Genomic DNA, 23,447 nt, shown 5'->3' with positions numbered 1-23,447 from the left:
CTTTCAGAGACGGTAATATCTTGTCTCCGGGCTGTCATAATTCGTCTGGCTGCGTTAAACCTGGACTATCTTTTCATAAATCTGTCATAAAACTGACGCATAATGGCACCGTATTGATGGCAAACGATTTAATTATAAACAGGGCAAATCATGGCGAGACGTATTCTGGTCGTAGAAGATGAAGCTCCAATTCGTGAAATGGTCTGCTTCGTGCTCGAGCAAAACGGTTTTCAACCCGTAGAAGCCGAAGACTATGACAGTGCTGTGAACCAACTCAATGAACCCTGGCCGGATCTCGTCCTGCTTGACTGGATGCTTCCCGGCGGCTCGGGTCTACAGTTTATTAAGCATCTCAAGCGCGAAGCCATGACGAGGGAGATCCCCGTGATGATGCTGACGGCGAGGGGAGAAGAGGAAGATCGCGTCCGGGGTCTGGAAACCGGTGCGGATGACTATATTACCAAGCCGTTTTCTCCCAAGGAGCTGGTGGCGCGTATTAAAGCTGTGCTGCGTCGAATTTCCCCCATGGCGGTGGAAGAGGTTATTGAGATGCAGGGGCTGAGTCTTGATCCCACTTCGCATCGCGTAATGACCGGCGAAGAACCGCTGGATATGGGGCCGACCGAATTCAAACTGTTGCACTTCTTTATGACTCACCCCGAACGCGTATACAGTCGTGAACAACTCCTCAATCATGTCTGGGGAACCAATGTCTACGTAGAAGACCGGACAGTGGATGTGCATATCCGCCGCTTGCGTAAAGCGCTGGAGCACAGCGGACACGATCGTATGGTGCAAACAGTTCGCGGGACGGGATATCGTTTTTCGACCCGCTTTTGACTGACAAGAATCAGGGCCTGATGGATTAGGCCGTTTATGGAGTAAGACGTTTGCTAGAACGATTGTCATGGAAAAGGTTGGTACTGGAGCTGATCCTGTGCTGCATACCGGCATTTATCCTTAGCGCTTTTTTCGGTTACCTGCCCTGGTTTTTACTGGCGTCGGTAACGGGCCTGCTTATCTGGCATTTCTGGAATTTATTACGTTTATCCTGGTGGTTATGGGTCGACAGAAGTATGACGCCGCCGCCGGGGCGAGGCAGTTGGGAGCCGTTGTTATATGGGCTGCATCAAATGCAGCTTCGCAACAAAAAGCGCCGTCGAGAACTGGGTAACCTGATTAAACGTTTTCGCAGCGGGGCGGAATCCCTACCCGACGCGGTGGTGTTGACCACCGAAGAAGGCGGTATCTTCTGGTGTAACGGACTGGCTCAGCAGGTTCTGGGACTGCGTTGGCCGGACGATAGCGGGCAAAATATTCTTAACCTGCTGCGCTACCCGGAATTCACACAATATCTGAAAACGCGCGATTTTAGCCGGCCAATCAATCTGGTGCTCAATACCGGACGGCATCTGGAAATTCGCGTGATGCCCTATACCGATAAGCAATTGTTGATGGTGGCGCGCGACGTTACCCAGATGCACCAACTGGAAGGTTCACGGCGTAACTTTTTCGCCAACGCCAGCCATGAGTTGCGCACACCGCTGACGGTGCTGCAAGGCTACCTGGAAATGATGCAGGAGCACCCGCTGGAAGGGACAACGCGCGAAAAAGCACTGCATACCATGCGTGAGCAAACGTACCGTATGGAAGGCCTGGTGAAGCAGTTGCTGACGCTGTCAAAAATTGAAGCTGCGCCGACGTTGCAGCTGAATGAGAAAGTCGATGTGCCCATGATGCTGCGCGTGATCGAGCACGAAGCGCAAACCCTGAGCCAGCATAAACATACCTTTACCTTTGATGTCGATAACAGCCTGAACGTGCGAGGCAACGAGGAGCAGTTGCGTAGCGCTATCTCGAATCTCGTGTACAACGCGGTTAACCACACACCAGCGGGAACGCACATTACCGTACGCTGGCAGCATGTGGCGTCGGGGGCGGAGTTTTGCGTGGAAGACAACGGTCCGGGCATTGCCCCCGAGCATATTCCACGTTTGACTGAACGTTTTTATCGTGTGGATAAGGCGAGATCGCGACAAACGGGTGGTAGCGGGCTGGGGCTGGCTATCGTGAAACATGCGCTGCATCACCACGACAGCCGTTTGAACATCGAAAGCGAACCAGGCAAAGAGACGCGATTTAGTTTCATGATCCCGGAACGTTTCATTGCCAAAAGTAACGGCTAAGACGTATTCGTAAGATAATCTTTCCAAAAGCCAGCGCAAGCTGGTTTTTTTTATGTGGTCAATAGATGCCTCCTGAATTTTACGACGTTTGATTGTTTTTTGTTCGAATTATTACCCATACCTTTTTCCATGAAATGGTGTTTTGTGCTAACCCTATTTTTCATATCGCTATATTGTTCTGGTTTTTGGATCCCACCTTGCTTTAAAACGTTATAAGCGTTTAAATTGCGCTCCAGGTGCTGTCATACCGACTGCATTTACGCGGTAAATCGAAAAACTATTCTTCGCCGCGCCAGGTCGGGAGTGTTTCCCGCTGGAATTGAGCAAAAATGCCGCTGTATTGTCCCCCAGGGAAAGGCAAAAATTTACTATTTTCAACACCACATCCACAGGCAGTAAGACTTTATGACCCATCAGTTAAAATCGCGCGATATTATCGCTTTGGGATTTATGACATTTGCACTGTTCGTTGGTGCAGGTAACATCATCTTCCCCCCAATGGTTGGTTTGCAGGCAGGTGAACACGTCTGGACTGCGGCTTTTGGCTTTTTGATTACGGCCGTTGGCCTGCCGGTTCTTACCGTTGTCGCGCTGGCGAAAGTCGGCGGTGGTGTGGACCGACTGAGCACGCCTATCGGTAAAGTTGCCGGTCTGCTGCTGGCGACCGTTTGCTATCTGGCCGTTGGGCCGTTATTCGCTACCCCGCGTACCGCGACGGTCTCTTTCGAAGTCGGGATTGCACCGCTGACTGGTGACTCTGCGCTGCCGCTGTTTATCTATAGCGTTATCTATTTCGCGATTGTCATTCTGGTTTCGCTTTATCCGGGCAAACTGCTGGATACGGTGGGTAATTTCCTGGCACCGCTGAAAATTCTGGCGCTGGTGGTCCTGTCTGTCGCTGCAATCGTCTGGCCAGCAGGCCCGATCAGTAATGCGATGGAAGCCTATCAAACTGCGGCGTTTTCTAATGGCTTCGTGAACGGGTATCTGACCATGGATACGCTGGGCGCGATGGTGTTTGGTATTGTTATCGTTAACGCCGCTCGCTCGCGTGGTGTTACTGAAGCGCGTCTGCTGACCCGTTATACCGTTTGGGCGGGTTTAATGGCGGGTGTGGGCTTAACGCTGCTGTATCTCGCGCTGTTCCGTCTGGGTTCAGACAGCGCGATTCTGGTCGATCAGTCTGCTAACGGCGCGGCGATTCTGCATGCGTATGTTCAGCACACCTTTGGCGGTGCAGGAAGCTTCCTGCTGGCGGCGCTGATTTTCATCGCCTGTCTGGTCACCGCGGTTGGCCTGACCTGTGCGTGCGCAGAGTTCTTTGCCCAGTACGTTCCACTGTCTTATCGCACGCTGGTATTTATCCTCGGCGGCTTCTCGATGGTGGTTTCTAACCTGGGTCTGAGCCATCTGATTCAGATCTCTATTCCGGTGCTGACGGCTATCTATCCGCCATGTATCGCACTGGTTGTATTAAGCTTTACCCGCTCATGGTGGCATAATTCTTCCCGCGTCATTGCTCCTGCGATGTTTATCAGCCTGATTTTTGGTATCCTTGATGGCATTAAAGCTTCTGCAATTGGCGACGTGTTACCGGCCTGGACCCAGCGTTTACCGCTGGCGGAGCAGGGGCTGGCGTGGTTGATGCCAACAGTCGTGATGGTGGTCCTGGCAGTTATCTGGGATCGCGCCGCGGGTCGACAAGTGACCTCCAGCGCACACTAATATCACTGACAATAAGTTTTAACCACGGGGCTATTAACATGGCCCCGTGGTTTTTTTATTGTGTTAACAGGTTAGGAATCGATGGAAAGTAATAACAAGCTAAAGCGTGGGCTGAGCACCCGGCACATCCGCTTTATGGCATTAGGTTCAGCAATTGGTACCGGGCTGTTTTACGGCTCGGCCGACGCTATCAAAATGGCGGGGCCAAGCGTATTGCTGGCCTATATTATCGGCGGTGTCGCGGCGTACATTATTATGCGTGCGCTGGGCGAAATGTCTGTTCATAACCCGGCAGCCAGCTCCTTCTCGCGCTACGCGCAGGAAAACCTCGGACCGCTGGCAGGCTACATTACCGGCTGGACCTACTGTTTTGAAATCCTGATTGTCGCCATTGCCGACGTGACAGCCTTCGGCATATACATGGGCGTCTGGTTCCCGGCGGTACCGCACTGGATTTGGGTACTCAGCGTGGTGCTGATTATCTGCGCCATCAACCTGATGAGCGTGAAGGTGTTTGGTGAGCTGGAGTTCTGGTTCTCGTTCTTCAAAGTCGCCACCATTATCATCATGATTGTCGCCGGTTTCGGTATCATCATTTGGGGGATTGGCAACGGCGGGCAACCAACCGGTATCCATAACTTATGGAGCAACGGTGGCTTCTTCAGCAACGGCTGGCTCGGCATGGTGATGTCGCTGCAAATGGTGATGTTTGCCTATGGCGGGATTGAGATTATCGGGATTACCGCAGGCGAAGCCAAAGACCCGGAAAAATCTATTCCGCGCGCCATCAACTCCGTACCAATGCGTATCCTGGTGTTTTATGTGGGGACGCTGTTCGTCATTATGTCTATCTACCCGTGGAACCAGGTGGGTACCGACGGTAGCCCGTTCGTTATGACGTTCCAGCATATGGGCATTACTTTTGCTGCCGGGATCCTCAACTTTGTGGTTCTGACTGCGTCGCTGTCGGCTATTAACTCTGACGTCTTCGGTGTGGGGCGTATGCTACACGGCATGGCGGAGCAGGGCAGTGCCCCGAAAATGTTCGCCAAGACGTCGCGTCGTGGCGTGCCGTGGGTGACGGTAATGGTGATGACTATCGCGCTGCTGTTTGCGGTGTATCTTAACTACATCATGCCGGAAAACGTCTTCCTGGTGATCGCCTCTTTGGCGACCTTCGCCACGGTATGGGTGTGGATTATGATCCTGTTGTCGCAGATTGCTTTCCGTCGTCGTCTGCCGCCGGATGAGGTCAAAGCGCTGAAATTTAAAGTTCCGGGTGGGGTAACGACGACCGTTGTTGGCCTGATTTTCCTGGTCTTTATCATCGCGCTCATCGGCTATCATCCGGATACCCGCATTTCGCTGTACGTCGGCTTTGCGTGGATTGTCCTGCTGCTGGTCGGATGGGGATTCAAGCGCCGTCGCGAGCGCCAACTGGCTGAAGCACAGTAATATTTTTGCCGGGTAGCTTTGCGTTACCCGGCAAGTTTCTCCTCCCCCGAACTCCTCCCCCAATAAACGTTAAGATGATGAGTGATCCTGCACTTCGCTATGGCAAGGTGACGTCATTATCATCAAAGGGGATACGTGATGTTGAACGCCTGGCACCTTCCGGTTGCCCCATTTGTTAAGCAAAACAAAGATCAACTGACGATTACATTATGGCTGGTGGGGGAAAATCCACCCCAGCGGGTGACGCTACGCGCAGAAAACGATAACGAAGAGATTTCGCTGGCTATGCACAAGCAGCGCAGCCAGCCGCAGCCGGGTGTGACCGCGTGGCGAGCGGCGATCGATCTCTCCAGCGGGCAGCCTCGTCGACGCTATAGCTTTAAATTACTTTGGCTCGATCGTCAGCTGTGGTTCACCCCACAGGGATTCAGCCGTTTTCCGCCTGCGCGTCTGGAGCAGTTTGCGGTTGATGTGCCGGATAACGGTCCGCAGTGGGTTGCCGATCAGATTTTCTATCAAATTTTCCCGGACCGTTTTGCCCGCAGCCAGTCGCGTGAAGCGGGCCAGGATAACGTCTATTACCACCACGCCGCCGGACACGACATCGTGCGGCGCGAATGGGACGAACCGCTTACGGCTCAGGCCGGTGGCTCCACGTTTTATGGCGGCGATTTGGACGGCATCAGCGAAAAGCTACCGTACCTGAAAACGTTAGGGGTCACGGCGCTGTACCTGAATCCTGTATTTACCGCCCCGAGCGTGCATAAATACGATACCGAAGATTACCGTCATGTTGATCCGCAACTTGGCGGCGACAGGGCGCTACTGCGTCTGCGGCACAACACCCAACGGCAGGGCATGCGTCTGATTCTCGACGGCGTCTTTAACCATAGCGGCGATTCGCACGCCTGGTTTGACCGACATAATCGGGGGACAGACGGGGCGTGCCATAATCCAGAATCCCCCTGGCGCGACTGGTATCATTTCTCAGCCGACGGCGTTGCGCTCGACTGGCTGGGATATTCCAGCTTACCTAAGCTGGACTTTTCCTCGGAAAGCCTGGTGAATGAAATTTATCGTGGTGAAGACAGTATCGTCCGCCACTGGCTGAAAGCGCCGTGGAGTATGGACGGCTGGCGTCTTGATGTGGTGCACATGCTGGGAGAGGCCGGAGGCGCACGTAACAACCTACAACATGTGGCCGGAATTACGCAGGCGGCAAAAGAAACCCAGCCAGAGGCGTATGTGGTGGGTGAGCATTTTGGCGATGCGCGCCAGTGGTTGCAGGCTGATGCAGAAGATGCCGCCATGAACTATCGCGGCTTTACTTTCCCCCTCTGGGGATTTCTCGCCAATACCGATATCTCATACGACCCGCAATCCATTGATGCCCAGACCTGTATGGCATGGATGGATAACTACCGCGCGGGGTTGTCGCATCAGCAACAGCTGCGGATGTTTAATCAGCTCGACAGCCACGATACCGCCCGCTTTAAATCTCTGCTCGGTAAAGACGTCGCACGGTTACCGCTAGCGGTGGTATGGCTGTTTACCTGGCCTGGCGTGCCCTGTATTTACTACGGTGACGAAGTGGGGCTGGACGGGAACAACGATCCGTTTTGTCGCAAACCGTTCCCGTGGCAGCCTGAAAAACAGGACGCTACTCTGCTGGCGTTGTATCAGCGGTTGGCAAAATTACGCTACCAGAATCAGGCGCTGCGCCACGGTGGTTGCCAGGTGATTTACGCCGAGGATAACGTGGTGGTGTTTGTTCGCGTGCTAAACCGACAGCGCGTACTGGTGGCGATTAACCGTGGCCACGCTTGTGAAGTGGTCCTGCCAGCCTCGCCATTACTGAGCGTGAGTCAATGGCAGCACAAAGAGGGCAACGGCATGCTTGCCGACGATATCCTGACGTTGCCGGCGATTTCCGCCTCGGTATGGATAGGTCATTGATATAAGCGCGCAATCTCCGGGCTTGCCAGCAGCGTTTCCCGCCACCAGCGCTGTGCCAGCCCATCGCGGTTATTGCGCCATGCCATGTAAGCCACGTCTTTTTGGCGAAATGAGATAACCGTTTTTTCCACCAGCTCGCCCGTGGTAAGCCACGGGCTGGCAATATGGCGGGGGAGAAATCCGCAGCCCATACCGGCTCGTAGTAGCATCACCTTACTGTGGAAGTCATCGACGCGGATTTGCGCCTGTTCCTCCATCAGATTGGTTTGTAACGGATGGCAGAAGCGGGCGCTGTCGCTGATAACAATCGCCCGATGCAGGCATAACTGTTCGTTGGTCAGGCCGTCTGCTGCTGCGGCCAGCGGATGCTCAGGCGCAACGACAAACACATTGTCCAACGTGCCGAGCATTTTATAGGACCAGGCTGCAGACGTTGGCGGTTCATTAATTGCCCCCAGAATAATATCGGCTCCATTATGGGTCAGCTCCTCCCAGGAGCCCGCCAGCGTATGGTGGGTAAAACTGAGGCGAGTTTGTTTATTCAGCGCATGAAATTCATCGATAATGGGCAACAGCGCGGTGAAAGGGAAGGAGTCGTCCAGCGCAATTGCCAGCTCTTTTTCCCAGCCTGAACTCAGCTGTACCGCCTGCTTTTCGAGATCTTTTGCCGCATTCAGCAGCAAACGCCCTTTTTCCAGCATCATCTGTCCGGTATCGGTAAATTTTGCCCGGTGCCCGGAACGGTCAAGCAGCTCGATATTCAAATCGCTTTCCAGCTTCTGAATCATATAGCTGAGTGCGGCAGGGGTTTTAAACAGCGACTCGGCCGCTGCGGCAAATGAACCCTGTTTGTCGAGTGCGTCGAGAATAAGCAAAACATCCAGATTAATGCGCATAAGCAGAAAATATCCTGAAAATTAAACCCTTCTGTTGTACCGAATGAAGAAAAACAATGCCAGTGAATAAATTAGATGAGTCATGCGCATTTTTTTGATGTTGTTTAGGATATATCGCAACACAAAATTAATAGTTTCACAGGATGGTAAGTTTTCTTTAATAACTCGTTAGAAATTTCCCGCTATACTCAACAAGCTTTCTGATTCAGGATCCTGCTGCTGACGGCAGATACAGACCGTTGCCTTTTAACTTATTGATTAAGAAGGTGTGCTATGTCTATTCGGGAACTGATTGACCCTCAAAACTCTACGCTTATTTTTATTGATCATCAGCCGCAAATGTCATTCGGTGTGGCGAATATTGATCGCCAGACTTTAAAAAATAATACCGTGGCATTAGCGAAAGCCGGGAAAATATTCAATGTTCCGGTGATTTATACTTCTGTAGAAACCAAAAGTTTTAGCGGATATATCTGGCCGGAATTGTTAGCGGTTCATCCTGATGTCAAACCCATTGAACGCACCTCAATGAACTCCTGGGAAGATGCGGCGTTTGTGAAAGCGGTGGAAGCGACCGGGCGTAAAAAACTGATTATCTCCGCGCTGTGGACCGAAGTATGTCTGACTTTTCCGGCGCTGATGGCACTGGAGGCAGGCTATGAAGTTTATGTGGTAACGGATACCTCCGGCGGCACGTCCGTAGATGCTCATGAGCGTTCTATCGACCGCATGGTACAGGCAGGTGCCGTACCCGTAACCTGGCAACAGGTTCTTCTCGAGTACCAGCGCGACTGGTCCCGCAAAGAAACCTACGACGCCGTAATGGATCTGGTACGCGAGCACAGCGGCGCCTACGGTATGGGCGTGGATTATGCCTATACCATGGTGCATGGCGCGCCGGAACGTAAAGCTTAAATACATGTCATCCTTCATGTTGCATCTTTGTTGGCTTCGCTTGCGTACCCCGGTCACTTACTTATGTAAGCTCCCGGGGATCCACAACCTTGCCGCCTCGATGCACCATGAATGATTTTGTGTATTGCTTTCCTGGCCTAAGCGGCCTGTTTCCTGTCAACAAGGAACCCTTCATGGCGCAGAACAAACATGTGACGTTGGTAATTACTCACACTCTGCTACCTGAGCAGGCGCAGCGGTATGAGCAGTGGCTGGGGAAAATCATGCCTGTAGCGGCTGAATTTCCCGGTCATCTCGGGGCGAACGTGATTCGCCCGGCAGATGGCAACAACCTGTGGAACATCATTATCCGCTTCGACACGCTTGAGCATCTGTATAGCTGGACCCAGTCCGATACGCGCCGCGTGTTGGTCGAAGAGATTGCTCCACTGCTGGCTGAAGGTGACAAAACCGAAATTCGCACCGAAGCAGCGTTCTGGTTTACGCCGCCCGCGCCCCATGTACTCCAGCCCAAACGCTGGAAACAGTTTCTGATAACCCTGCTAGTGATATTTCCCAGCACCAATCTGGTGCCGTGGTTGACCGGCATTGTGCTGCCTGCAATGAAGGGCTCGTTACTCCTGCATCTCATCAATGATGCCTTTGTGGTTGCGCTGGTGGTCTGGTTCTGGATGCCCATCGTAACCCGTCTGTTTGCCGGATGGCTGAAAAAAGCCTGACCGGTACCTCAGGAGATTGTTATGTCTCAAACTGCCACACTGATTCTGACTCACGGAAAAATTCATACTCTCGACAGGCAAAGTCAGCAGGTCGAGGCGGTGGCGATCGCCAACGGAAAGATCCTGGCGACCGGTAGCCACGAACGGGTAATGAGCTTTGCCGCCGAAGGGACGCAGGTTGTCGATCTGCAAGGACATACGGTGATCCCGGGCCTGAACGATTCGCACCTGCACCTTATTCGTGGTGGACTGAATTACAACCTGGAATTGCGTTGGGAGGGCGTGCCGTCACTGGCGGACGCGCTACGCATGCTCAAAGACCAGGCTGACAGAACGCCGTCGCCACAATGGGTACGCGTGGTGGGCGGCTGGAGTGAATTCCAGTTTGCCGAACGTCGCATGCCAACCCTCGAAGAACTGAATGAAGCCGCTCCGGATACTCCGGTTTTTGTTCTGCATCTCTACGACCGGGCTTTGCTCAACCGCGCCGCGCTGAAAGCGGTTGGCTATACCAAAGCGACGCCGGATCCGGCGGGCGGTGAGATTGTGCGTGATAGCAACGGCAACCCGACCGGAATGCTGATCGCTAAACCGAACGCCATGATCCTTTATTCTACGCTGGCAAAAGGACCAAAACTGCCGCTGGAAATGCAGGTTAACTCGACCCGTCAGTTTATGCGTGAACTGAACCGTCTGGGACTGACAAGCGCCATCGATGCGGGCGGCGGCTTCCAGAACTACCCGGAAGATTACGAGATCATTGAGCAGTTACACGCTAACAAACAGATGACGGTACGTATTGCCTACAATCTGTTTACCCAGCGTCCGAAGCAGGAACTGGAAGACTTTGAACGCTGGACCGATATGCTCAAGCCAGGGCAGGGAACCGACTTCTATCGTGCCAACGGGGCGGGGGAAATGCTGGTCTTTTCTGCAGCGGATTTTGAAGACTTCCTTCAGCCACGTCCGGATCTGCCGGAGGGGATGGAAGATGAGCTAGAGCGCGTGGTTCGTCACCTGGTGGAGCATCGCTGGCCGTTCCGCCTGCACGCCACCTACGATGAATCTATCAGCCGAATGTTGGACGTATTTGAGAAAGTTAATCGTGATATCCCGTTCAATGGCCTGCACTGGTTCTTCGATCACGCCGAAACAATTACTGAACGGAACATTGAGCGTGTAAAAGCACTGGGCGGCGGGATTGCGGTCCAGCACCGTATGGCGTTCCAGGGAGAGTATTTTGTCGATCGCTACGGCAAAGACGCGGTTAAACATACGCCGCCGGTGGCGAAAATGCTGGCGGCTGACGTTCCGGTTGGGCTGGGGACTGACGCCACCCGCGTGGCCAGCTACAACCCGTGGACCGCGCTCTACTGGCTGGTTTCGGGCCGTACCGTTGGCGGGATGGCAATGTACGATGATAACAACCGTCTGCCGCGTGATGTTGCCCTGGAACTGTGGACGGCCGGGAGCGCCTGGTTTTCCAGTGAGCAGGATAAGAAAGGGCGCATCGAGAAAGATCAACTGGCCGACCTGGTGGTGCTGTCTAAAGATTACTTCAGCGTGCCGGAAGAAGAGATCAAAGGTATTGAGTCGGTGATGACCGTTGTTGATGGCAAAGTGGTTTACGCCGCAGGGCATTTCACCCCGCTGGCACCACCTGCTATTCCGATTGTGCCGGACTGGTCGCCAGTGGTGAAGGTGCCAGGGCATTATCGCTCAGCACCACCTGCTGCGGCGAAAATTGGCGCAATGGTGCAGATGCACCAGTGCTGCGGCAGCTGCGGCGTACACGGTCACCAGCATGATATTGCGCGGAAATCGGGGATTCCGGTGTCAGATGACCGGGCTTTCTGGGGCGCGCTTGGCTGCTCCTGCTTCGCGTTTTAATCGCTTATCGGATCTGCTAACAATAAAAAAGGCCCGCATTTGCGGGCCTTTTGTCGATTCATGCCAATTACAGGCTGGAAACGTTCTCGGTCAGGTATTTTGCCACGCCGTCCGGAGACGCGTTCATACCTTCTTTACCTTTTTCCCACTGTGCCGGGCAAACGTCGCCGTGCTCTTCGTGGAACTGCAGCGCGTCAACCATGCGCAGCATTTCGTCGATGTTACGACCCAGCGGCAGATCGTTAACCACCTGGTGGCGAACAACGCCGTTAGCGTCGATCAGGAAAGAACCGCGCAGCGCAACGCCCGCTTCCGGGTGCTCGATGCCGTAGGCTTTCTGGATTTCGCGTTTGATGTCAGCAACCATTGCGTATTTCACTGCACCGATGCCGCCTTTGTCGACAGGGGTGTTACGCCATGCGTTGTGGACAAATTCAGAGTCGAAGGAAACGCCAACAACTTCAACGCCGCGCTTCTGGAATTCTTCGTAACGTTTGTCGAATGCGATCAGTTCAGACGGGCAAACGAAGGTGAAGTCCATCGGCCAGAAGAACAGAACGGTGGTTTTACCGTTGGTATGCTGTTTGAAGTTGAAGTTTTCAACGATCTCACCGCTACCCAGTACCGCAGCTGCTGTGAAATCCGGAGCCTGACGAGTTACCAGTACCATATAATTCTCCTGCAAAGTTAAGGGGTTTTTGGAACGCAACGCGGGCCAGTATAGAGAGTGTTCGGGAATAAGACAAAGAGGCGCTGGCAATCAATGAGACAGGTTTTGTCTATCAATCTTTTGCCGGACGGCGGCTACTGCTTATCCGGCGGGGAATGCGGGCTGCGATCAAAGGGTTTTACACCGCGCCTGTTCCATCATTTGCGGATAAAACTGCCAGAATCGTTCTTCTAACGCATCGTAATGCGTATCGAGGTCATACCATGAGTCGCGTAGGGCATCGAGCCGTGGACGGCGGCTGGCCATGCCGTTCAGGACGTTCTGGATAAAATCCATGTCCCGGTAGCGCTCAAGCCATTTCTCTGACCATATATAGTTGTTCAGATTGATAAAGCGCGGCGGCGATTCCGGCAAAATAGTGGTTACCTGGGTACGGGCATAGCGCACAAAGTCTGTCAGCGGGAAGTCAGGGGAGATTTCCGACCAATGGCGCGACAGAAAATGATCCCACATAACGTCCAGCGTAATCGGCGCGACGCGGCGCGTTTCGCTACGAAACCACTCTTTGGCTTCACGCACCTGCGGTAAGTTATCGGTCATCACGTCGATACGACGATGCATGAAGATGCCTGCTACCACATCAGGCGAGTAGTGTGTTTCCGGATTACCCCGGACAAAATCGGCCAGCAGATTGCCGGAAAGCGAGCTATCGGCAAGGTGAGCGAGATGCAAATGTGCAAGAAAATTCATAGTTAAACGTTTATCCAGAGGGGTAAAGGTTGCAGGGAGAACGCCCCGGCACTAGACTACCCGCCTCTTATTTTAGTCTGAGTCAGTGTCATGCGCGTTACCGATTTCACCTTTGAACTACCCGAATCCCTGATTGCCCACTATCCGCAAGCTGAGCGCAGTAGCTGCCGCTTGCTGTCTTTGGACGGGCCGACGGGCGCGCTGACGCACGGTACTTTCACCGATTTGCTCGATAAGCTCAACCCTGGAGACTTGCTGGTCTTTAACAACACCCGCGTCATTCCTGCGCGTCTGTTTGGTCGTAAAGCCAGCGGCGGTAAGATTGAAGTGCTGGTCGAGCGTATGCTGGATGACAAACGTATTCTGGCGCATATTCGTGCCTCGAAAGCGCCGAAACCGGGTGCCGAGCTGCTGCTGGGCGACGACGAAAGTATTAAGGCGACGATGGTCGCCCGCCATGACGCGCTGTTTGAAGTTGAGTTTAACGACGAACGCAGCGTGCTGGATATCCTCAACGCCATCGGCCATATGCCGTTGCCGCCGTATATCGACCGTCCGGATGAAGACGCCGACCGCGAGCTGTACCAGACCGTGTACAGCGAAAAACCGGGTGCCGTCGCTGCGCCGACCGCGGGGCTGCATTTTGACGATCCGCTGCTGGCTAAACTGCGCGATAAAGGCATTGAAATGGCGTTCGTCACCCTGCACGTTGGCGCGGGTACTTTCCAGCCGGTACGCGTAGACACCATCGAAGACCACATTATGCATTCCGAATATGCGGAAGTGCCGCAGGATGTAGTGGACGCGGTGCTGGCGGCGAAAGCGCGCGGTAATCGCGTGATTGCGGTAGGTACCACCTCCGTGCGTTCGCTGGAAAGTGCGGCGCAGGCGGCCAAAAACGATCTCATCGAGCCGTTCTTCGGCGATACACAAATCTTTATTTATCCAGGCTATAAATATCAGGTGATTGATGCTCTGGTCACCAACTTCCACCTGCCGGAATCGACGCTGATTATGCTGGTTTCCGCATTTGCTGGTTATAAAAACACCATGCACGCCTATCATGAAGCGGTAAAAGCGGAATATCGCTTTTTTAGTTACGGGGATGCCATGTTTATCACGTACAATCCGCAGGCTATTTCTGAGCGTGTCGGGGAGTAAGTCTCCGGCATGAGTGTTTAAAACGTCGGACTGTTTTTCTGACGCAGGAGTGAAGATGAAATTTGAACTGGATACCACAGACGGTCGCGCGCGCCGCGGCCGCCTGGTTTTTGATCGTGGCGTAGTAGAAACGCCTGCTTTTATGCCGGTCGGTACTTACGGCACAGTAAAAGGCATGACGCCGGAAGAAGTTGAAGCGACCGGCGCACAGATTATCCTCGGCAACACTTTCCACCTGTGGCTGCGTCCGGGTCAGGAAATCATGAAACTGCACGGCGATCTGCACGATTTCATGCAGTGGAAAGGGCCGATCCTCACCGACTCCGGCGGCTTCCAGGTGTTCAGTCTGGGCGATATCCGTAAGATAACTGAGCAGGGCGTGCATTTCCGTAACCCGATCAACGGCGATCCGATTTTCCTCGATCCCGAGAAGTCGATGGAGATTCAATACGATCTCGGTTCCGATATCGTGATGATCTTCGATGAATGTACACCGTATCCGGCCGACTGGGACTATGCTAAACGCTCAATGGAGATGTCATTGCGTTGGGCGAAGCGCAGCCGTGACCGTTTTGATAGTCTCGGCAACAAAAATGCGCTTTTTGGCATCATTCAGGGCAGTGTTTACGAAGATTTACGTGATATCTCCGTCAAAGGTCTGGTAGATATCGGCTTTGATGGCTACGCTGTCGGCGGTTTGGCTGTCGGTGAGCCGAAGGAAGATATGCACCGCATCCTGGAGCATGTATGCCCACAGATTCCGGCAGATAAACCGCGTTACCTGATGGGCGTCGGCAAACCAGAAGATCTGGTTGAAGGCGTGCGTCGCGGTATCGATATGTTTGACTGCGTGATGCCAACGCGAAATGCCCGTAATGGTCATTTGTTTGTGACTGACGGCGTGGTAAAAATTCGTAACGCGAAACATAAAAGCGACACCAGTCCGCTCGATGCTGAGTGTGATTGCTACACCTGTCGCAATTATTCGCGCGCTTACTTGCATCATCTCGACCGTTGCAACGAAATATTGGGCGCGCGACTCAACACGATTCATAACCTTCGCTACTACCAGCGTTTGATGGCGGGTTTACGCAAGGCTATTGAAGAGGGTAAATTAGAGAGCTTCGTGACCGATTTTTACCAACGTCAGGGTAGACCAGTTCCACCTGTGAACGTTGATTAATTTTAATAATGAGGGAATTTGAATGAGCTTTTTTATTTCTGATGCGGTAGCGGCAACAGGTGCTCCGGCGCAGGGCAGCCCGATGTCTCTGATTCTGATGCTGGTGGTGTTTGGTCTGATTTTCTATTTCATGATCCTGCGCCCACAGCAAAAGCGTACCAAAGAACACAAGAACCTGATGAACTCCATTGCGAAAGGCGATGAAGTACTGACTAACGGTGGTCTGGTGGGTCGCGTGACTAAAGTAGCAGAATCTGGCTACATCGCTATCGCGCTGAACGACACCACTGAAGTGGTTATCAAACGTGATTTCGTAGCTGCCGTTCTGCCGAAAGGCACCATGAAGGCGCTGTAATTTATTGTTTTCCCAAAGGGAACTGCCGTGTTAAACCGTTATCCTTTGTGGAAGTATGTCATGCTGATCGTCGTTATTGTCGTCGGTCTGCTCTATGCGCTTCCCAACCTGTATGGTGAGGATCCGGCTGTTCAAATCACTGGCGTGCGCGGTGCCGCCGCCAGTGAGCAAACGCTGATCCAGGTCCAGAAAACGTTACAAGAAGATAAAATCACACCTAAGTCTGTGGCTCTGGAAGAGGGTGCTATTCTCGCGCGCTTCGACTCCACTGATACCCAACTGCGCGCACGTGAAGTATTAATGGGCGTACTGGGCGATCAGTACGTCGTGGCGCTTAACCTTGCTCCGGCAACCCCGCGCTGGCTGGCTGCCATTCACGCAGAACCGATGAAACTCGGTCTTGACCTGCGTGGCGGCGTTCACTTCCTGATGGAAGTGGATATGGACACCGCGCTGAGTAAGTTGCAGGAACAAAATATCGATAGCCTGCGCAGCGATCTGCGTGAAAAAGGCATTCCTTATACTACCGTTCGCAAAGAAGATAACTACGGTCTGAGCATCACTTTCCGTGATAGCAGCGCCCGTGATGAAGCTATCTCTTACTTGAGCAAACGTCACCAGGATCTGGTTATTTCCAGCCAGGGCAGCAATGCTCTGCGTGCGGTAATGACCGATGCGCGCCTGAGCGAAGCCCGTGAATACGCAGTACAGCAGAACATCAACATTCTGCGTAATCGTGTTAACCAACTGGGTGTTGCTGAGCCGGTGGTACAACGTCAGGGTGCTGACCGCATTGTGGTCGAACTGCCGGGTATTCAGGATACCGCGCGTGCGAAAGAAATTCTGGGCGCAACCGCGACGCTGGAATTCCGTCTGGTAAATACCAACGTTGACCAGTCTGCTGCGGCATCCGGGCGTGTACCGGGTGATTCGGAAGTGAAACAATCTCGCGAAGGTCAGCCGGTTGTGCTGTACAAGCGCGTGATCCTGACCGGTGACCATATCACCGACTCCACTTCCAGCCAGGACGAATACAATCAGCCGCAGGTTAACATCTCGCTGGATAGCGCAGGTGGTAACATCATGTCCAACTTCACCAAGGACAATATCGGTAAGCCGATGGCGACCCTGTTCGTGGAGTACAAAGACAGCGGTAAGAAAGATGCCAACGGTCGTGCAGTACTGGTGAAACAGGAAGAGGTGATTAACATCGCCAATATCCAGTCTCGCCTGGGTAACAGCTTCCGTATCACCGGTATCAACAACCCGAACGAAGCACGCCAGCTTTCCCTGCTGTTACGTGCCGGTGCGTTGATTGCGCCGATTCAGATTGTTGAAGAACGTACCATCGGCCCAACCCTGGGTATGCAGAACATTAAACAGGGTCTGGAAGCATGTCTGGCCGGTCTGGTGGTGTCTATCCTGTTCATGATCTTCTTCTATAAGAAGTTCGGTCTGATTGCGACCAGTGCGCTGATTGCTAACCTGGTGCTGATTGTCGGTATTATGTCGTTGCTGCCGGGTGCTACGCTGAGTATGCCGGGGATTGCGGGGATCGTCTTAACCCTTGCCGTCGCGGTCGATGCGAACGTACTGATCAACGAACGTATCAAAGAAGAGTTGAGTAACGGGCGTTCGGTGCAGCAGGCCATCAATGAAGGTTATGCGGGCGCATTTAGCTCCATCTTTGATGCGAACATTACGACGCTGATCAAGGTCATCATCCTGTACGCAGTTGGCACCGGGGCAATTAAAGGGTTCGCGATTACTACCGGTATTGGTGTGGCGACGTCGATGTTTACCGCGATTGTCGGTACACGTGCCATCGTAAACCTGTTGTATGGCGGCAAGCGCGTCAAAAAGCTGTCAATCTGAGGAGTGCGAAGTGGCACAGGAATATACTGTTGAACAATTGAACCACGGCCGTAAAGTCTGGGACTTTATGCGCTGGGACTACTGGGCTTTCGGCATTTCAGGTTTCCTGCTGATTGCGGCCATCGTGGTGATGGGCGTACGCGGGTTTAACTGGGGGCTCGATTTCACCGGTGGTACGGTTATTGAAATCACGCTGGAAAAACCGGCCGATATGGACGTGATGCGCGATGCGCTGGAGAAAGCGGGCTTCGTTGATCCGCTTCTGCAGAACTTCGGCAGCAGCCACGACATTATGGTACGTATGCCGCCAACTGAAGGTGCAGACGGCGGTCAGGTGCTGGGTAGCAAAGTGTTGAGTGTGATTAACGAATCCACCAACCAAAACGCCGCGGTGAAGCGAATTGAATTCGTGGGTCCGAGCGTGGGTGCAGACCTGGCGCAAACCGGTGCGATGGCGCTGATGGCGGCGTTGATCTCCATCCTGGTGTACGTCGGTTTCCGCTTTGAGTGGCGACTGGCGGCAGGGGTAGTTATCGCGCTGGCGCACGACGTGATTATCACACTTGGGATCCTGTCGTTGTTCCATATCGAGATTGACCTGACTATCGTCGCATCACTGATGTCGGTAATCGGTTACTCGCTGAACGACAGTATCGTTGTATCTGACCGTATTCGTGAAAACTTCCGCAAAATTCGTCGCGGTACGCCTTACGAAATCTTTAACGTGTCACTGACTCAAACGCTGCACCGTACGTTGATTACGTCCGGTACAACGTTGATGGTTATTCTGATGCTGTTCCTGTTCGGTGGTCCGGTACTGGAAGGCTTCTCGCTGACCATGCTTATCGGTGTTTCCATCGGTACTGCGTCTTCTATCTACGTGGCATCGGCGCTGGCGCTGAAGCTGGGTATGAAGCGTGAGCACATGCTGCAGCAGAAGGTCGAGAAAGAAGGGGCGGATCAACCGTCGATTCTGCCTTAACCCATCCAGGAGTGAAGATACTGGAATCCCGATCGCAAGGTCGGGATTTTTTTTGCCTGTGAATTAGCGACAGGTAATTATCTTTTCCTGTCGCTACACTACTGACAGTATGCTGTCAGTAGCCCTGTCATATAGTCCTCCTGAGATTACCCACACAGGCAGGAGGAAGTATGAGCAATGTAATTAATTGGTTTGAAATCCCCGTGGTACAAATGGATCGCGCCATCGCTTTTTATGAGCCAGTAATGCAGGTTTCTTTGCGCCGGGAGAACATGGACTGCGCTGAGCTCGCCGTATTTCCGCATCAGGATCCCGCTCCCGGCGGGGCGCTGGCTAAATTTGACGGTATTACGCCTTCAGCGCAGGGCGCTATTATTTATCTGCATACGGACGATTTGGCTGCAACGCTTGAACGCGTCGCCACTGCTGGCGGTCAGTGTGTGTTTGGCCCACTCGAACTGGGGCAGGACATTGGTACGATTGCGCTATTTACTGACAGCGAAGGCAATCGTGTTGGTTTACATCAACCCGCGTAATATTTTCAGCACTGAGGATTAAAATGAGCAGACGCGCCGACCGCTTGTTTCAGATTGTGCAAATCCTGCGTGGCAGGCGAGTGACAACGGCGGCGCTGCTGGCAGAGCGTCTTGAGGTTTCTGAACGGACGATTTATCGCGATATCCGCGATCTCTCTTTATCCGGTGTGCCTATTGAAGGCGAAGTGGGCAGCGGATACCGCTTAATGGCCGGGTTTGATCTACCGCCGTTGATGTTAACGCATCACGAATCAGAAGCATTGATGGTAGCGATTCGATTGCTGAAAACATGGGGTGGGGATTCACTCTCACAGGCGTTGGAATCCGCGCAGGAAAAAGTGTTGGCGATATTGCCGCCAGAGAGTCGGCGCAGAGCCGAGCAAACGCGGATTTTCGCGCCAGATTTTGGTAATCAGCCGCATTCACGTAGTGCCTTCGATCTCATACATCGCGCGGTTTCAGCACAGCAGGTGCTGGCGCTGCATTATCGTGATGAGTCCGGGAATCTCTCCTGGCGCGACGTTCAGCCGCTGGGATTATTTTTCTGGGGCGAGCACTGGCTGCTGGTTGGCTGGTGCGAGAAGCGTGACGATTATCGTTGCTTTCGCGTTGATCGATGTCTGAAGATTACGCCACTCGACAGGCATTTTCGCGAATCGGCAGCTCGCTCGCTAAGTGACTTTTTGCGTAAAGTACGCTGTGAAGACCAGCCATAAAAAAGCCAGCGGTTAAGCTGGCTTGTCTGCGAAACATTGTCTGGATTAGAAGTTGTAACCTACGACCAGGTAACCACCCCAACCGGTAGATTTCGCGCTGAAGTCGCCTTCGCCCCAGTTCAGGGTATCTCCACCTTTCCACTGGCCGCCGTTATGGAAGTAACGCGCTACGACGGAGTAGTGCCAGTGATCGTAGTTCAGCGCCAGGACGTGGCTGGATGCGATAGAGTTGCTGGTGCGGTTCGGATCATCACCCAAATCTGAGCCCCAGTCGAAGTTGGTGAAGCCGATGTAGGTCAACTGGCCGCCCCAAACCTGGGTGATCGGCACAAAGTATTTAACTTTGAAACGGTAGCCATCCCACTCGTTTTCGTTGGATGCGCCATAGTTCTGCCACTGGTATTTAGCATACACGTTCAGGGACAGACCCATCGGCAGACCGGTATCGATATCGGTACCCAGACCCATATACCAGGTGCTCTGGCGGCTGGCTTTGTTATCACCCATATCGTAGATGTAGTTGTTGGCGAAATACCATTCTTTGAACGGACCAAAGCTCAGGTCAGCACCGGTCAGTTTGTCGATGGAGAAACGCGGTTCGATTTCCATAAACAGCGGGGAACCGTCAGACCAGATACCTTTATCGTTGCCGTTACCCCAGTCGAAGGTTTTCGGAATATCGATGTAGCCATAGAAGTCAAACCAGTCTTTTTTGGCAAACGCTTCGTATTCCAGATACACGTCGTTGTTCAGTTTCGGGGAGAAACGCGTGTGATAGCTACCCACCACGTTGACGCTCTGATGCCACCAGTCGGACAGATATTGCGGTTTGTCATTTTCTGCTGCGTTGGCAGTAAAAGACGAGGAGAGCGCCAGCACTGCACCGGCTGCAAGTAATGTTTTTTTCATATGTATGCCACTGTTTGAAATCCCTTTCGGGAGTGAAAAATGCGCAATTTGCGTTTCTAAATATTTCGTAATTCTTCGGAGCCTATTATAAAAATCATTGTTCACAAAAATATGTCTTGTTTCACAGTTCTATCATTTACGTAATCGATTGCGTTCACGTTTGCGTACTTTAGGCGGCGAATTGTACTGGCTCTCATGAATGTTGCCAAGTTTTACCAGAAATATCGGTTATGTCAGGGGAGTAACAAAAAGAAGCGGAGTGATGTTGCGGAACGCACAAAACGTTCCGCAAAAAAGTTTATTGGCTAACAGGCTGGACGTCGTGGATGCGCACAAATCCTAACTGATCTGGAGTGAGGCCATTCATCTGTAACGGAATGTCTACGTCGCAGGGAGCTAGAATACTCGCCGGAGCGTTGACCAATTGGTTATGAACGTTCACTTCCTGATAGTTGTCCGTGGTGCCCTGAATTTGCCCGTACTCGACGGTGGCGCTAAAGGCGGGTAAAGGCGTGTTGGATTCACCCTGAATTCGTAGCGTCAGGCGCGTACCATCGGCGTTCGGCGCAATGTTCACCAGCGACATGCGTAAGGTGCCAATCTGGCTGTCCAGTCGAGCCGGGGTTTTGGAGCCGGGCAGCAGATAGGCGCCGCTGGTTGATTTTGCATTCAACATATTTTGTTGCGTAATTTTTACCGTTTCCTGATTAAGCTGCGTCATCTCTTTATTCAACGTGCTAACGCTTTGATGCATCTGGCGTACTTCGCTTTGCTGTGCGCAGGCACTAAGACTAAAGAGACTTCCCACCAGGAGAATTCTTAGGTAACGTCTTGTCATTGTGATTACTTCCTTCATTGTCGCGATAGCATAATGGTAGTGTGCACTGAGCACGAAGGCATCGATCCTTTGTCTCAAAAGCGCAGCGCCTTTGTTGTCACGGCAGTTCAGGGTAAAATAGATTCTGTTAACCACTGAGGTACAGGACGCCGTATGCATTGCCCATTCTGTTTCGCCGTAGACACTAAGGTAATTGACTCTCGTCTTGTAGGCGAGGGCTCCTCGGTACGCCGCCGTCGGCAGTGTCTGGTTTGTAACGAACGTTTCACCACTTTTGAAGTGGCTGAACTTGTCATGCCGCGCGTTGTGAAAAGCAACGATGTGCGTGAACCCTTTAATGAAGAAAAGCTGCGCAGCGGCATGCTCAGAGCGCTTGAGAAACGGCCTGTCAGCGCAGATGACGTCGAAATGGCGTTAAACCATATCAAATCACAGCTGCGTGCGACGGGTGAGCGTGAGGTGCCGAGCAAGATGATTGGCAACCTGGTGATGGAGCAGTTGAAAAAGCTCGATAAAGTCGCCTACATCCGCTTTGCCTCTGTCTACCGGAGTTTCGAAGACATCAAAGAATTTGGCGAAGAGATCGCTCGCCTACAGGACTAAGCCATGCAGGATGAATTGTACATGGCGCGCGCGCTAAAGCTTGCTGCGCGCGGACGTTTTACCACTCACCCTAACCCCAACGTGGGCTGCGTGATTGTGAAAGATGGGGAGATCGTCGGTGAAGGATATCATCACCGAGCGGGCGAACCGCATGCCGAAGTTCATGCTCTGCGGATGGCTGGAGAAAAAGCGCAGGGGGCAACTGCCTACGTGACGCTTGAACCCTGTAGTCATCATGGTCGTACGCCGCCGTGTTGCGATGCACTGATTGCGGCGGGGGTGTCGCGTGTGGTTGCCGCGATGCAGGATCCCAATCCGCAGGTAGCAGGTCGTGGCCTCTATCGCTTGCAGCAGGCGGGCATTGACGTCAGCCACGGGCTGATGATGAGCGAAGTTGAGCAACTGAATAAAGGCTTCCTCAAGCGCATGCGTACGGGATTCCCGTATCTTCAGCTTAAGCTTGGCGCGTCGCTTGATGGCCGTACAGCGATGGCCAGCGGTGAAAGCCAGTGGATCACCTCGCCACAGGCGCGCCGTGATGTGCAACGCTTGCGCGCGCAAAGCCATGCCATTTTAACCAGCAGTGCTACGGTGCTGGCAGACGACCCTCAGCTTACCGTGCGTTGGTCGGAGCTTGGGGAGTCAACTCAGGCGAGTTACCCGCAGGAAGAGCTGCGTCAGCCAATCCGCATTGTTCTTGATAGCCAGAATCAGGTCACACCGGCGCACCGAATTGTGCAACAGCCTGGAGAAACCTGGATTGTCCGGACTGAAGACGACCCTCGTAGCTGGCCGGAGACGGTGCGCAGCCTGAAGGTGCCGGAACATAACGGGCATCTGGATCTGGTGGTGCTAATGATGCAACTGGGCAAACAGCAAATTAACAGCATTTGGGTTGAAGCAGGCCCAACACTCGCCGGGGCATTATTACAGGCCGGTTTGGTCGATGAGCTAATCGTGTATGTTGCGCCTAAACTGTTAGGCAGCGATGCGAGAGGATTATGTGTGCTTCCAGGCCTTGAGAAACTGGCTGACGCACCCCATTTCAAATTCAATGAGATACGCCAGGTGGGCCCGGACGTTTGCCTGCATTTAACGACTGCGTGAGGCTTTCTGATTTAGAGGAA

22 protein-coding genes are annotated in these 23,447 nt (G+C 53.0%); 17 read left to right on the top strand and 5 right to left on the bottom strand.

The annotated features are described in order from the left end of the window. Positions 1 to 150: 150 nt before the first annotated feature. From phoB to malZ, 5 genes are all read left to right on the top strand, one after another. Positions 151 to 840, top strand: a complete 690-nt coding sequence (gene phoB / locus OGX90_RS22825; protein WP_103284804.1) for a phosphate response regulator transcription factor PhoB — start codon at positions 151 to 153, stop codon at positions 838 to 840. A 50-nt stretch (positions 841 to 890) separates the two neighbouring features. Next, the gene (phoR, locus tag OGX90_RS22820) at positions 891 to 2,186 is read left to right on the top strand and encodes a phosphate regulon sensor histidine kinase PhoR (protein WP_286574266.1); all 1,296 of its coding nucleotides are present in this window, start codon (positions 891 to 893) and stop codon (positions 2,184 to 2,186) included. 405 nt (positions 2,187 to 2,591) lie between these two features. Continuing rightward, entirely contained in the window at positions 2,592 to 3,911 is a 1,320-nt protein-coding gene (brnQ, locus tag OGX90_RS22815; RefSeq protein WP_003021501.1) for a branched-chain amino acid transporter carrier protein BrnQ, read from the top strand. A gap of 81 nt (positions 3,912 to 3,992) precedes the next feature. Further along, positions 3,993 to 5,366, top strand: coding sequence for a proline-specific permease ProY (proY, locus tag OGX90_RS22810; protein WP_008783922.1), 1,374 nt, complete (start codon positions 3,993 to 3,995; stop codon positions 5,364 to 5,366). Between the two features lie 138 nt (positions 5,367 to 5,504). Continuing rightward, positions 5,505 to 7,322, top strand: coding sequence for a maltodextrin glucosidase (gene malZ / locus OGX90_RS22805; RefSeq protein ID WP_286624739.1), 1,818 nt, complete (start codon positions 5,505 to 5,507; stop codon positions 7,320 to 7,322). Here the strand turns inward: malZ and OGX90_RS22800 are convergent. Further along, positions 7,316 to 8,218, bottom strand: a complete 903-nt coding sequence (locus tag OGX90_RS22800) for a LysR family transcriptional regulator (protein ID WP_071445893.1) — start codon at positions 8,216 to 8,218, stop codon at positions 7,316 to 7,318. The two genes, malZ and OGX90_RS22800, sit on opposite strands and share 7 nt — an antisense overlap. Before the next feature lie 273 nt (positions 8,219 to 8,491). Here OGX90_RS22800 and OGX90_RS22795 point away from each other — a divergent pair, with 273 nt between their 5' ends. The 3 genes from OGX90_RS22795 to OGX90_RS22785 all read left to right on the top strand — a co-directional run bounded on the left by OGX90_RS22795 (position 8,492) and on the right by OGX90_RS22785 (position 11,742). Beyond that, positions 8,492 to 9,133: a hydrolase gene (locus OGX90_RS22795; protein ID WP_003021513.1), complete on the top strand. Its 642-nt coding sequence runs from the start codon at positions 8,492 to 8,494 to the stop codon at positions 9,131 to 9,133. A 173-nt stretch (positions 9,134 to 9,306) separates the two neighbouring features. Continuing rightward, positions 9,307 to 9,852, top strand: a complete 546-nt coding sequence (locus tag OGX90_RS22790) for an antibiotic biosynthesis monooxygenase (RefSeq protein WP_286574268.1) — start codon at positions 9,307 to 9,309, stop codon at positions 9,850 to 9,852. Positions 9,853 to 9,873: 21 nt separating this feature from the next. Further along, positions 9,874 to 11,742, top strand: a complete 1,869-nt coding sequence (locus tag OGX90_RS22785) for an amidohydrolase (protein ID WP_286624737.1) — start codon at positions 9,874 to 9,876, stop codon at positions 11,740 to 11,742. 67 nt (positions 11,743 to 11,809) lie between these two features. Here the strand turns inward: OGX90_RS22785 and OGX90_RS22780 are convergent, their stop codons facing one another. Both OGX90_RS22780 and acpH read right to left on the bottom strand, forming a co-directional pair. After that, positions 11,810 to 12,412, bottom strand: a complete 603-nt coding sequence (locus OGX90_RS22780; RefSeq protein WP_003021524.1) for a peroxiredoxin — start codon at positions 12,410 to 12,412, stop codon at positions 11,810 to 11,812. A 168-nt stretch (positions 12,413 to 12,580) separates the two neighbouring features. After that, entirely contained in the window at positions 12,581 to 13,162 is a 582-nt protein-coding gene (gene acpH, locus OGX90_RS22775) for an ACP phosphodiesterase (protein WP_003830978.1), read from the bottom strand. A 90-nt stretch (positions 13,163 to 13,252) separates the two neighbouring features. Between acpH and queA the strand changes: the two genes are divergently transcribed. From queA to OGX90_RS22740, 7 genes are all read left to right on the top strand, one after another. Then, entirely contained in the window at positions 13,253 to 14,323 is a 1,071-nt protein-coding gene (queA, locus tag OGX90_RS22770) for a tRNA preQ1(34) S-adenosylmethionine ribosyltransferase-isomerase QueA (protein ID WP_003021529.1), read from the top strand. A 55-nt stretch (positions 14,324 to 14,378) separates the two neighbouring features. Continuing rightward, positions 14,379 to 15,506 carry a tRNA guanosine(34) transglycosylase Tgt gene (tgt, locus tag OGX90_RS22765; protein WP_003021535.1) on the top strand — a complete coding sequence of 376 codons (1,128 nt, stop codon included), beginning with the start codon at positions 14,379 to 14,381 and terminating at the stop codon, positions 15,504 to 15,506. Between the two features lie 22 nt (positions 15,507 to 15,528). Beyond that, positions 15,529 to 15,861: a preprotein translocase subunit YajC gene (yajC, locus tag OGX90_RS22760; protein WP_003021544.1), complete on the top strand. Its 333-nt coding sequence runs from the start codon at positions 15,529 to 15,531 to the stop codon at positions 15,859 to 15,861. A 27-nt stretch (positions 15,862 to 15,888) separates the two neighbouring features. Further along, positions 15,889 to 17,736, top strand: a complete 1,848-nt coding sequence (gene secD, locus OGX90_RS22755) for a protein translocase subunit SecD (protein ID WP_003021547.1) — start codon at positions 15,889 to 15,891, stop codon at positions 17,734 to 17,736. 10 nt (positions 17,737 to 17,746) lie between these two features. Next, on the top strand, positions 17,747 to 18,718 hold the full coding sequence (secF, locus tag OGX90_RS22750) for a protein translocase subunit SecF (protein ID WP_003021550.1): 972 nt from the start codon (positions 17,747 to 17,749) through the stop codon (positions 18,716 to 18,718). 170 nt (positions 18,719 to 18,888) lie between these two features. Further along, on the top strand, positions 18,889 to 19,254 hold the full coding sequence (locus OGX90_RS22745) for a VOC family protein (RefSeq protein WP_032942527.1): 366 nt from the start codon (positions 18,889 to 18,891) through the stop codon (positions 19,252 to 19,254). Positions 19,255 to 19,277: 23 nt separating this feature from the next. Further along, positions 19,278 to 19,970 (top strand): helix-turn-helix transcriptional regulator, encoded by a 693-nt coding sequence (locus OGX90_RS22740; protein WP_286624735.1) that lies wholly within the window; start codon positions 19,278 to 19,280, stop codon positions 19,968 to 19,970. 45 nt (positions 19,971 to 20,015) lie between these two features. On the opposite strand, the gene OGX90_RS22735 is transcribed toward OGX90_RS22740, so the two are convergent. Further along, a complete protein-coding gene (locus OGX90_RS22735; protein ID WP_003021561.1) occupies positions 20,016 to 20,879 on the bottom strand; it encodes a nucleoside-specific channel-forming protein Tsx in 864 nt (287 codons plus the stop codon). 298 nt (positions 20,880 to 21,177) lie between these two features. Continuing rightward, positions 21,178 to 21,717 carry a SadB/YajI family lipoprotein gene (locus OGX90_RS22730; RefSeq protein WP_286624733.1) on the bottom strand — a complete coding sequence of 180 codons (540 nt, stop codon included), beginning with the start codon at positions 21,715 to 21,717 and terminating at the stop codon, positions 21,178 to 21,180. Between the two features lie 153 nt (positions 21,718 to 21,870). Here OGX90_RS22730 and nrdR point away from each other — a divergent pair, with 153 nt between their 5' ends. Together nrdR and ribD are read left to right on the top strand one after the other, a co-directional pair. Continuing rightward, complete coding sequence (gene nrdR / locus OGX90_RS22725) at positions 21,871 to 22,320, top strand: transcriptional regulator NrdR (RefSeq protein WP_003021571.1); 450 nt, start codon at positions 21,871 to 21,873, stop codon at positions 22,318 to 22,320. A gap of 3 nt (positions 22,321 to 22,323) precedes the next feature. Beyond that, on the top strand, positions 22,324 to 23,427 hold the full coding sequence (gene ribD, locus OGX90_RS22720; protein WP_008783929.1) for a bifunctional diaminohydroxyphosphoribosylaminopyrimidine deaminase/5-amino-6-(5-phosphoribosylamino)uracil reductase RibD: 1,104 nt from the start codon (positions 22,324 to 22,326) through the stop codon (positions 23,425 to 23,427). Positions 23,428 to 23,447: the final 20 nt, after the last annotated feature.

This window comes from Citrobacter sp. Cpo012, assembly GCF_030333015.1.
Taxonomy (GTDB): Bacteria; Pseudomonadota; Gammaproteobacteria; order Enterobacterales; family Enterobacteriaceae; genus Citrobacter; species Citrobacter portucalensis.
The sequence above is the reverse complement of the archived record's forward strand: the minus strand, read 5'-3'. Positions and strand labels throughout refer to the sequence as shown.

Excerpts from the sequence above, each read along its gene's own strand:
- OGX90_RS22730 (WP_286624733.1), bottom strand. The coding sequence starts at position 21,717 with ATGACAAGACGTTACCTAAGAATTCTCCTGGTGGGAAGTCTCTTTAGT.
- phoB (WP_103284804.1), top strand. The coding sequence starts at position 151 with ATGGCGAGACGTATTCTGGTCGTAGAAGATGAAGCTCCAATTCGTGAA.
- OGX90_RS22790 (WP_286574268.1), top strand. The coding sequence starts at position 9,307 with ATGGCGCAGAACAAACATGTGACGTTGGTAATTACTCACACTCTGCTA.
- OGX90_RS22740 (WP_286624735.1), top strand. The coding sequence starts at position 19,278 with ATGAGCAGACGCGCCGACCGCTTGTTTCAGATTGTGCAAATCCTGCGT.
- proY (WP_008783922.1), top strand. The coding sequence starts at position 3,993 with ATGGAAAGTAATAACAAGCTAAAGCGTGGGCTGAGCACCCGGCACATC.
- OGX90_RS22785 (WP_286624737.1), top strand. The coding sequence starts at position 9,874 with ATGTCTCAAACTGCCACACTGATTCTGACTCACGGAAAAATTCATACT.
- OGX90_RS22735 (WP_003021561.1), bottom strand. The coding sequence starts at position 20,879 with ATGAAAAAAACATTACTTGCAGCCGGTGCAGTGCTGGCGCTCTCCTCG.
- yajC (WP_003021544.1), top strand. The coding sequence starts at position 15,529 with ATGAGCTTTTTTATTTCTGATGCGGTAGCGGCAACAGGTGCTCCGGCG.
- acpH (WP_003830978.1), bottom strand. The coding sequence starts at position 13,162 with ATGAATTTTCTTGCACATTTGCATCTCGCTCACCTTGCCGATAGCTCG.
- OGX90_RS22780 (WP_003021524.1), bottom strand. The coding sequence starts at position 12,412 with ATGGTACTGGTAACTCGTCAGGCTCCGGATTTCACAGCAGCTGCGGTA.
- tgt (WP_003021535.1), top strand. The coding sequence starts at position 14,379 with ATGAAATTTGAACTGGATACCACAGACGGTCGCGCGCGCCGCGGCCGC.
- ribD (WP_008783929.1), top strand. The coding sequence starts at position 22,324 with ATGCAGGATGAATTGTACATGGCGCGCGCGCTAAAGCTTGCTGCGCGC.
- malZ (WP_286624739.1), top strand. The coding sequence starts at position 5,505 with ATGTTGAACGCCTGGCACCTTCCGGTTGCCCCATTTGTTAAGCAAAAC.
- nrdR (WP_003021571.1), top strand. The coding sequence starts at position 21,871 with ATGCATTGCCCATTCTGTTTCGCCGTAGACACTAAGGTAATTGACTCT.
- OGX90_RS22800 (WP_071445893.1), bottom strand. The coding sequence starts at position 8,218 with ATGCGCATTAATCTGGATGTTTTGCTTATTCTCGACGCACTCGACAAA.
- brnQ (WP_003021501.1), top strand. The coding sequence starts at position 2,592 with ATGACCCATCAGTTAAAATCGCGCGATATTATCGCTTTGGGATTTATG.
- queA (WP_003021529.1), top strand. The coding sequence starts at position 13,253 with ATGCGCGTTACCGATTTCACCTTTGAACTACCCGAATCCCTGATTGCC.
- OGX90_RS22795 (WP_003021513.1), top strand. The coding sequence starts at position 8,492 with ATGTCTATTCGGGAACTGATTGACCCTCAAAACTCTACGCTTATTTTT.
- OGX90_RS22745 (WP_032942527.1), top strand. The coding sequence starts at position 18,889 with ATGAGCAATGTAATTAATTGGTTTGAAATCCCCGTGGTACAAATGGAT.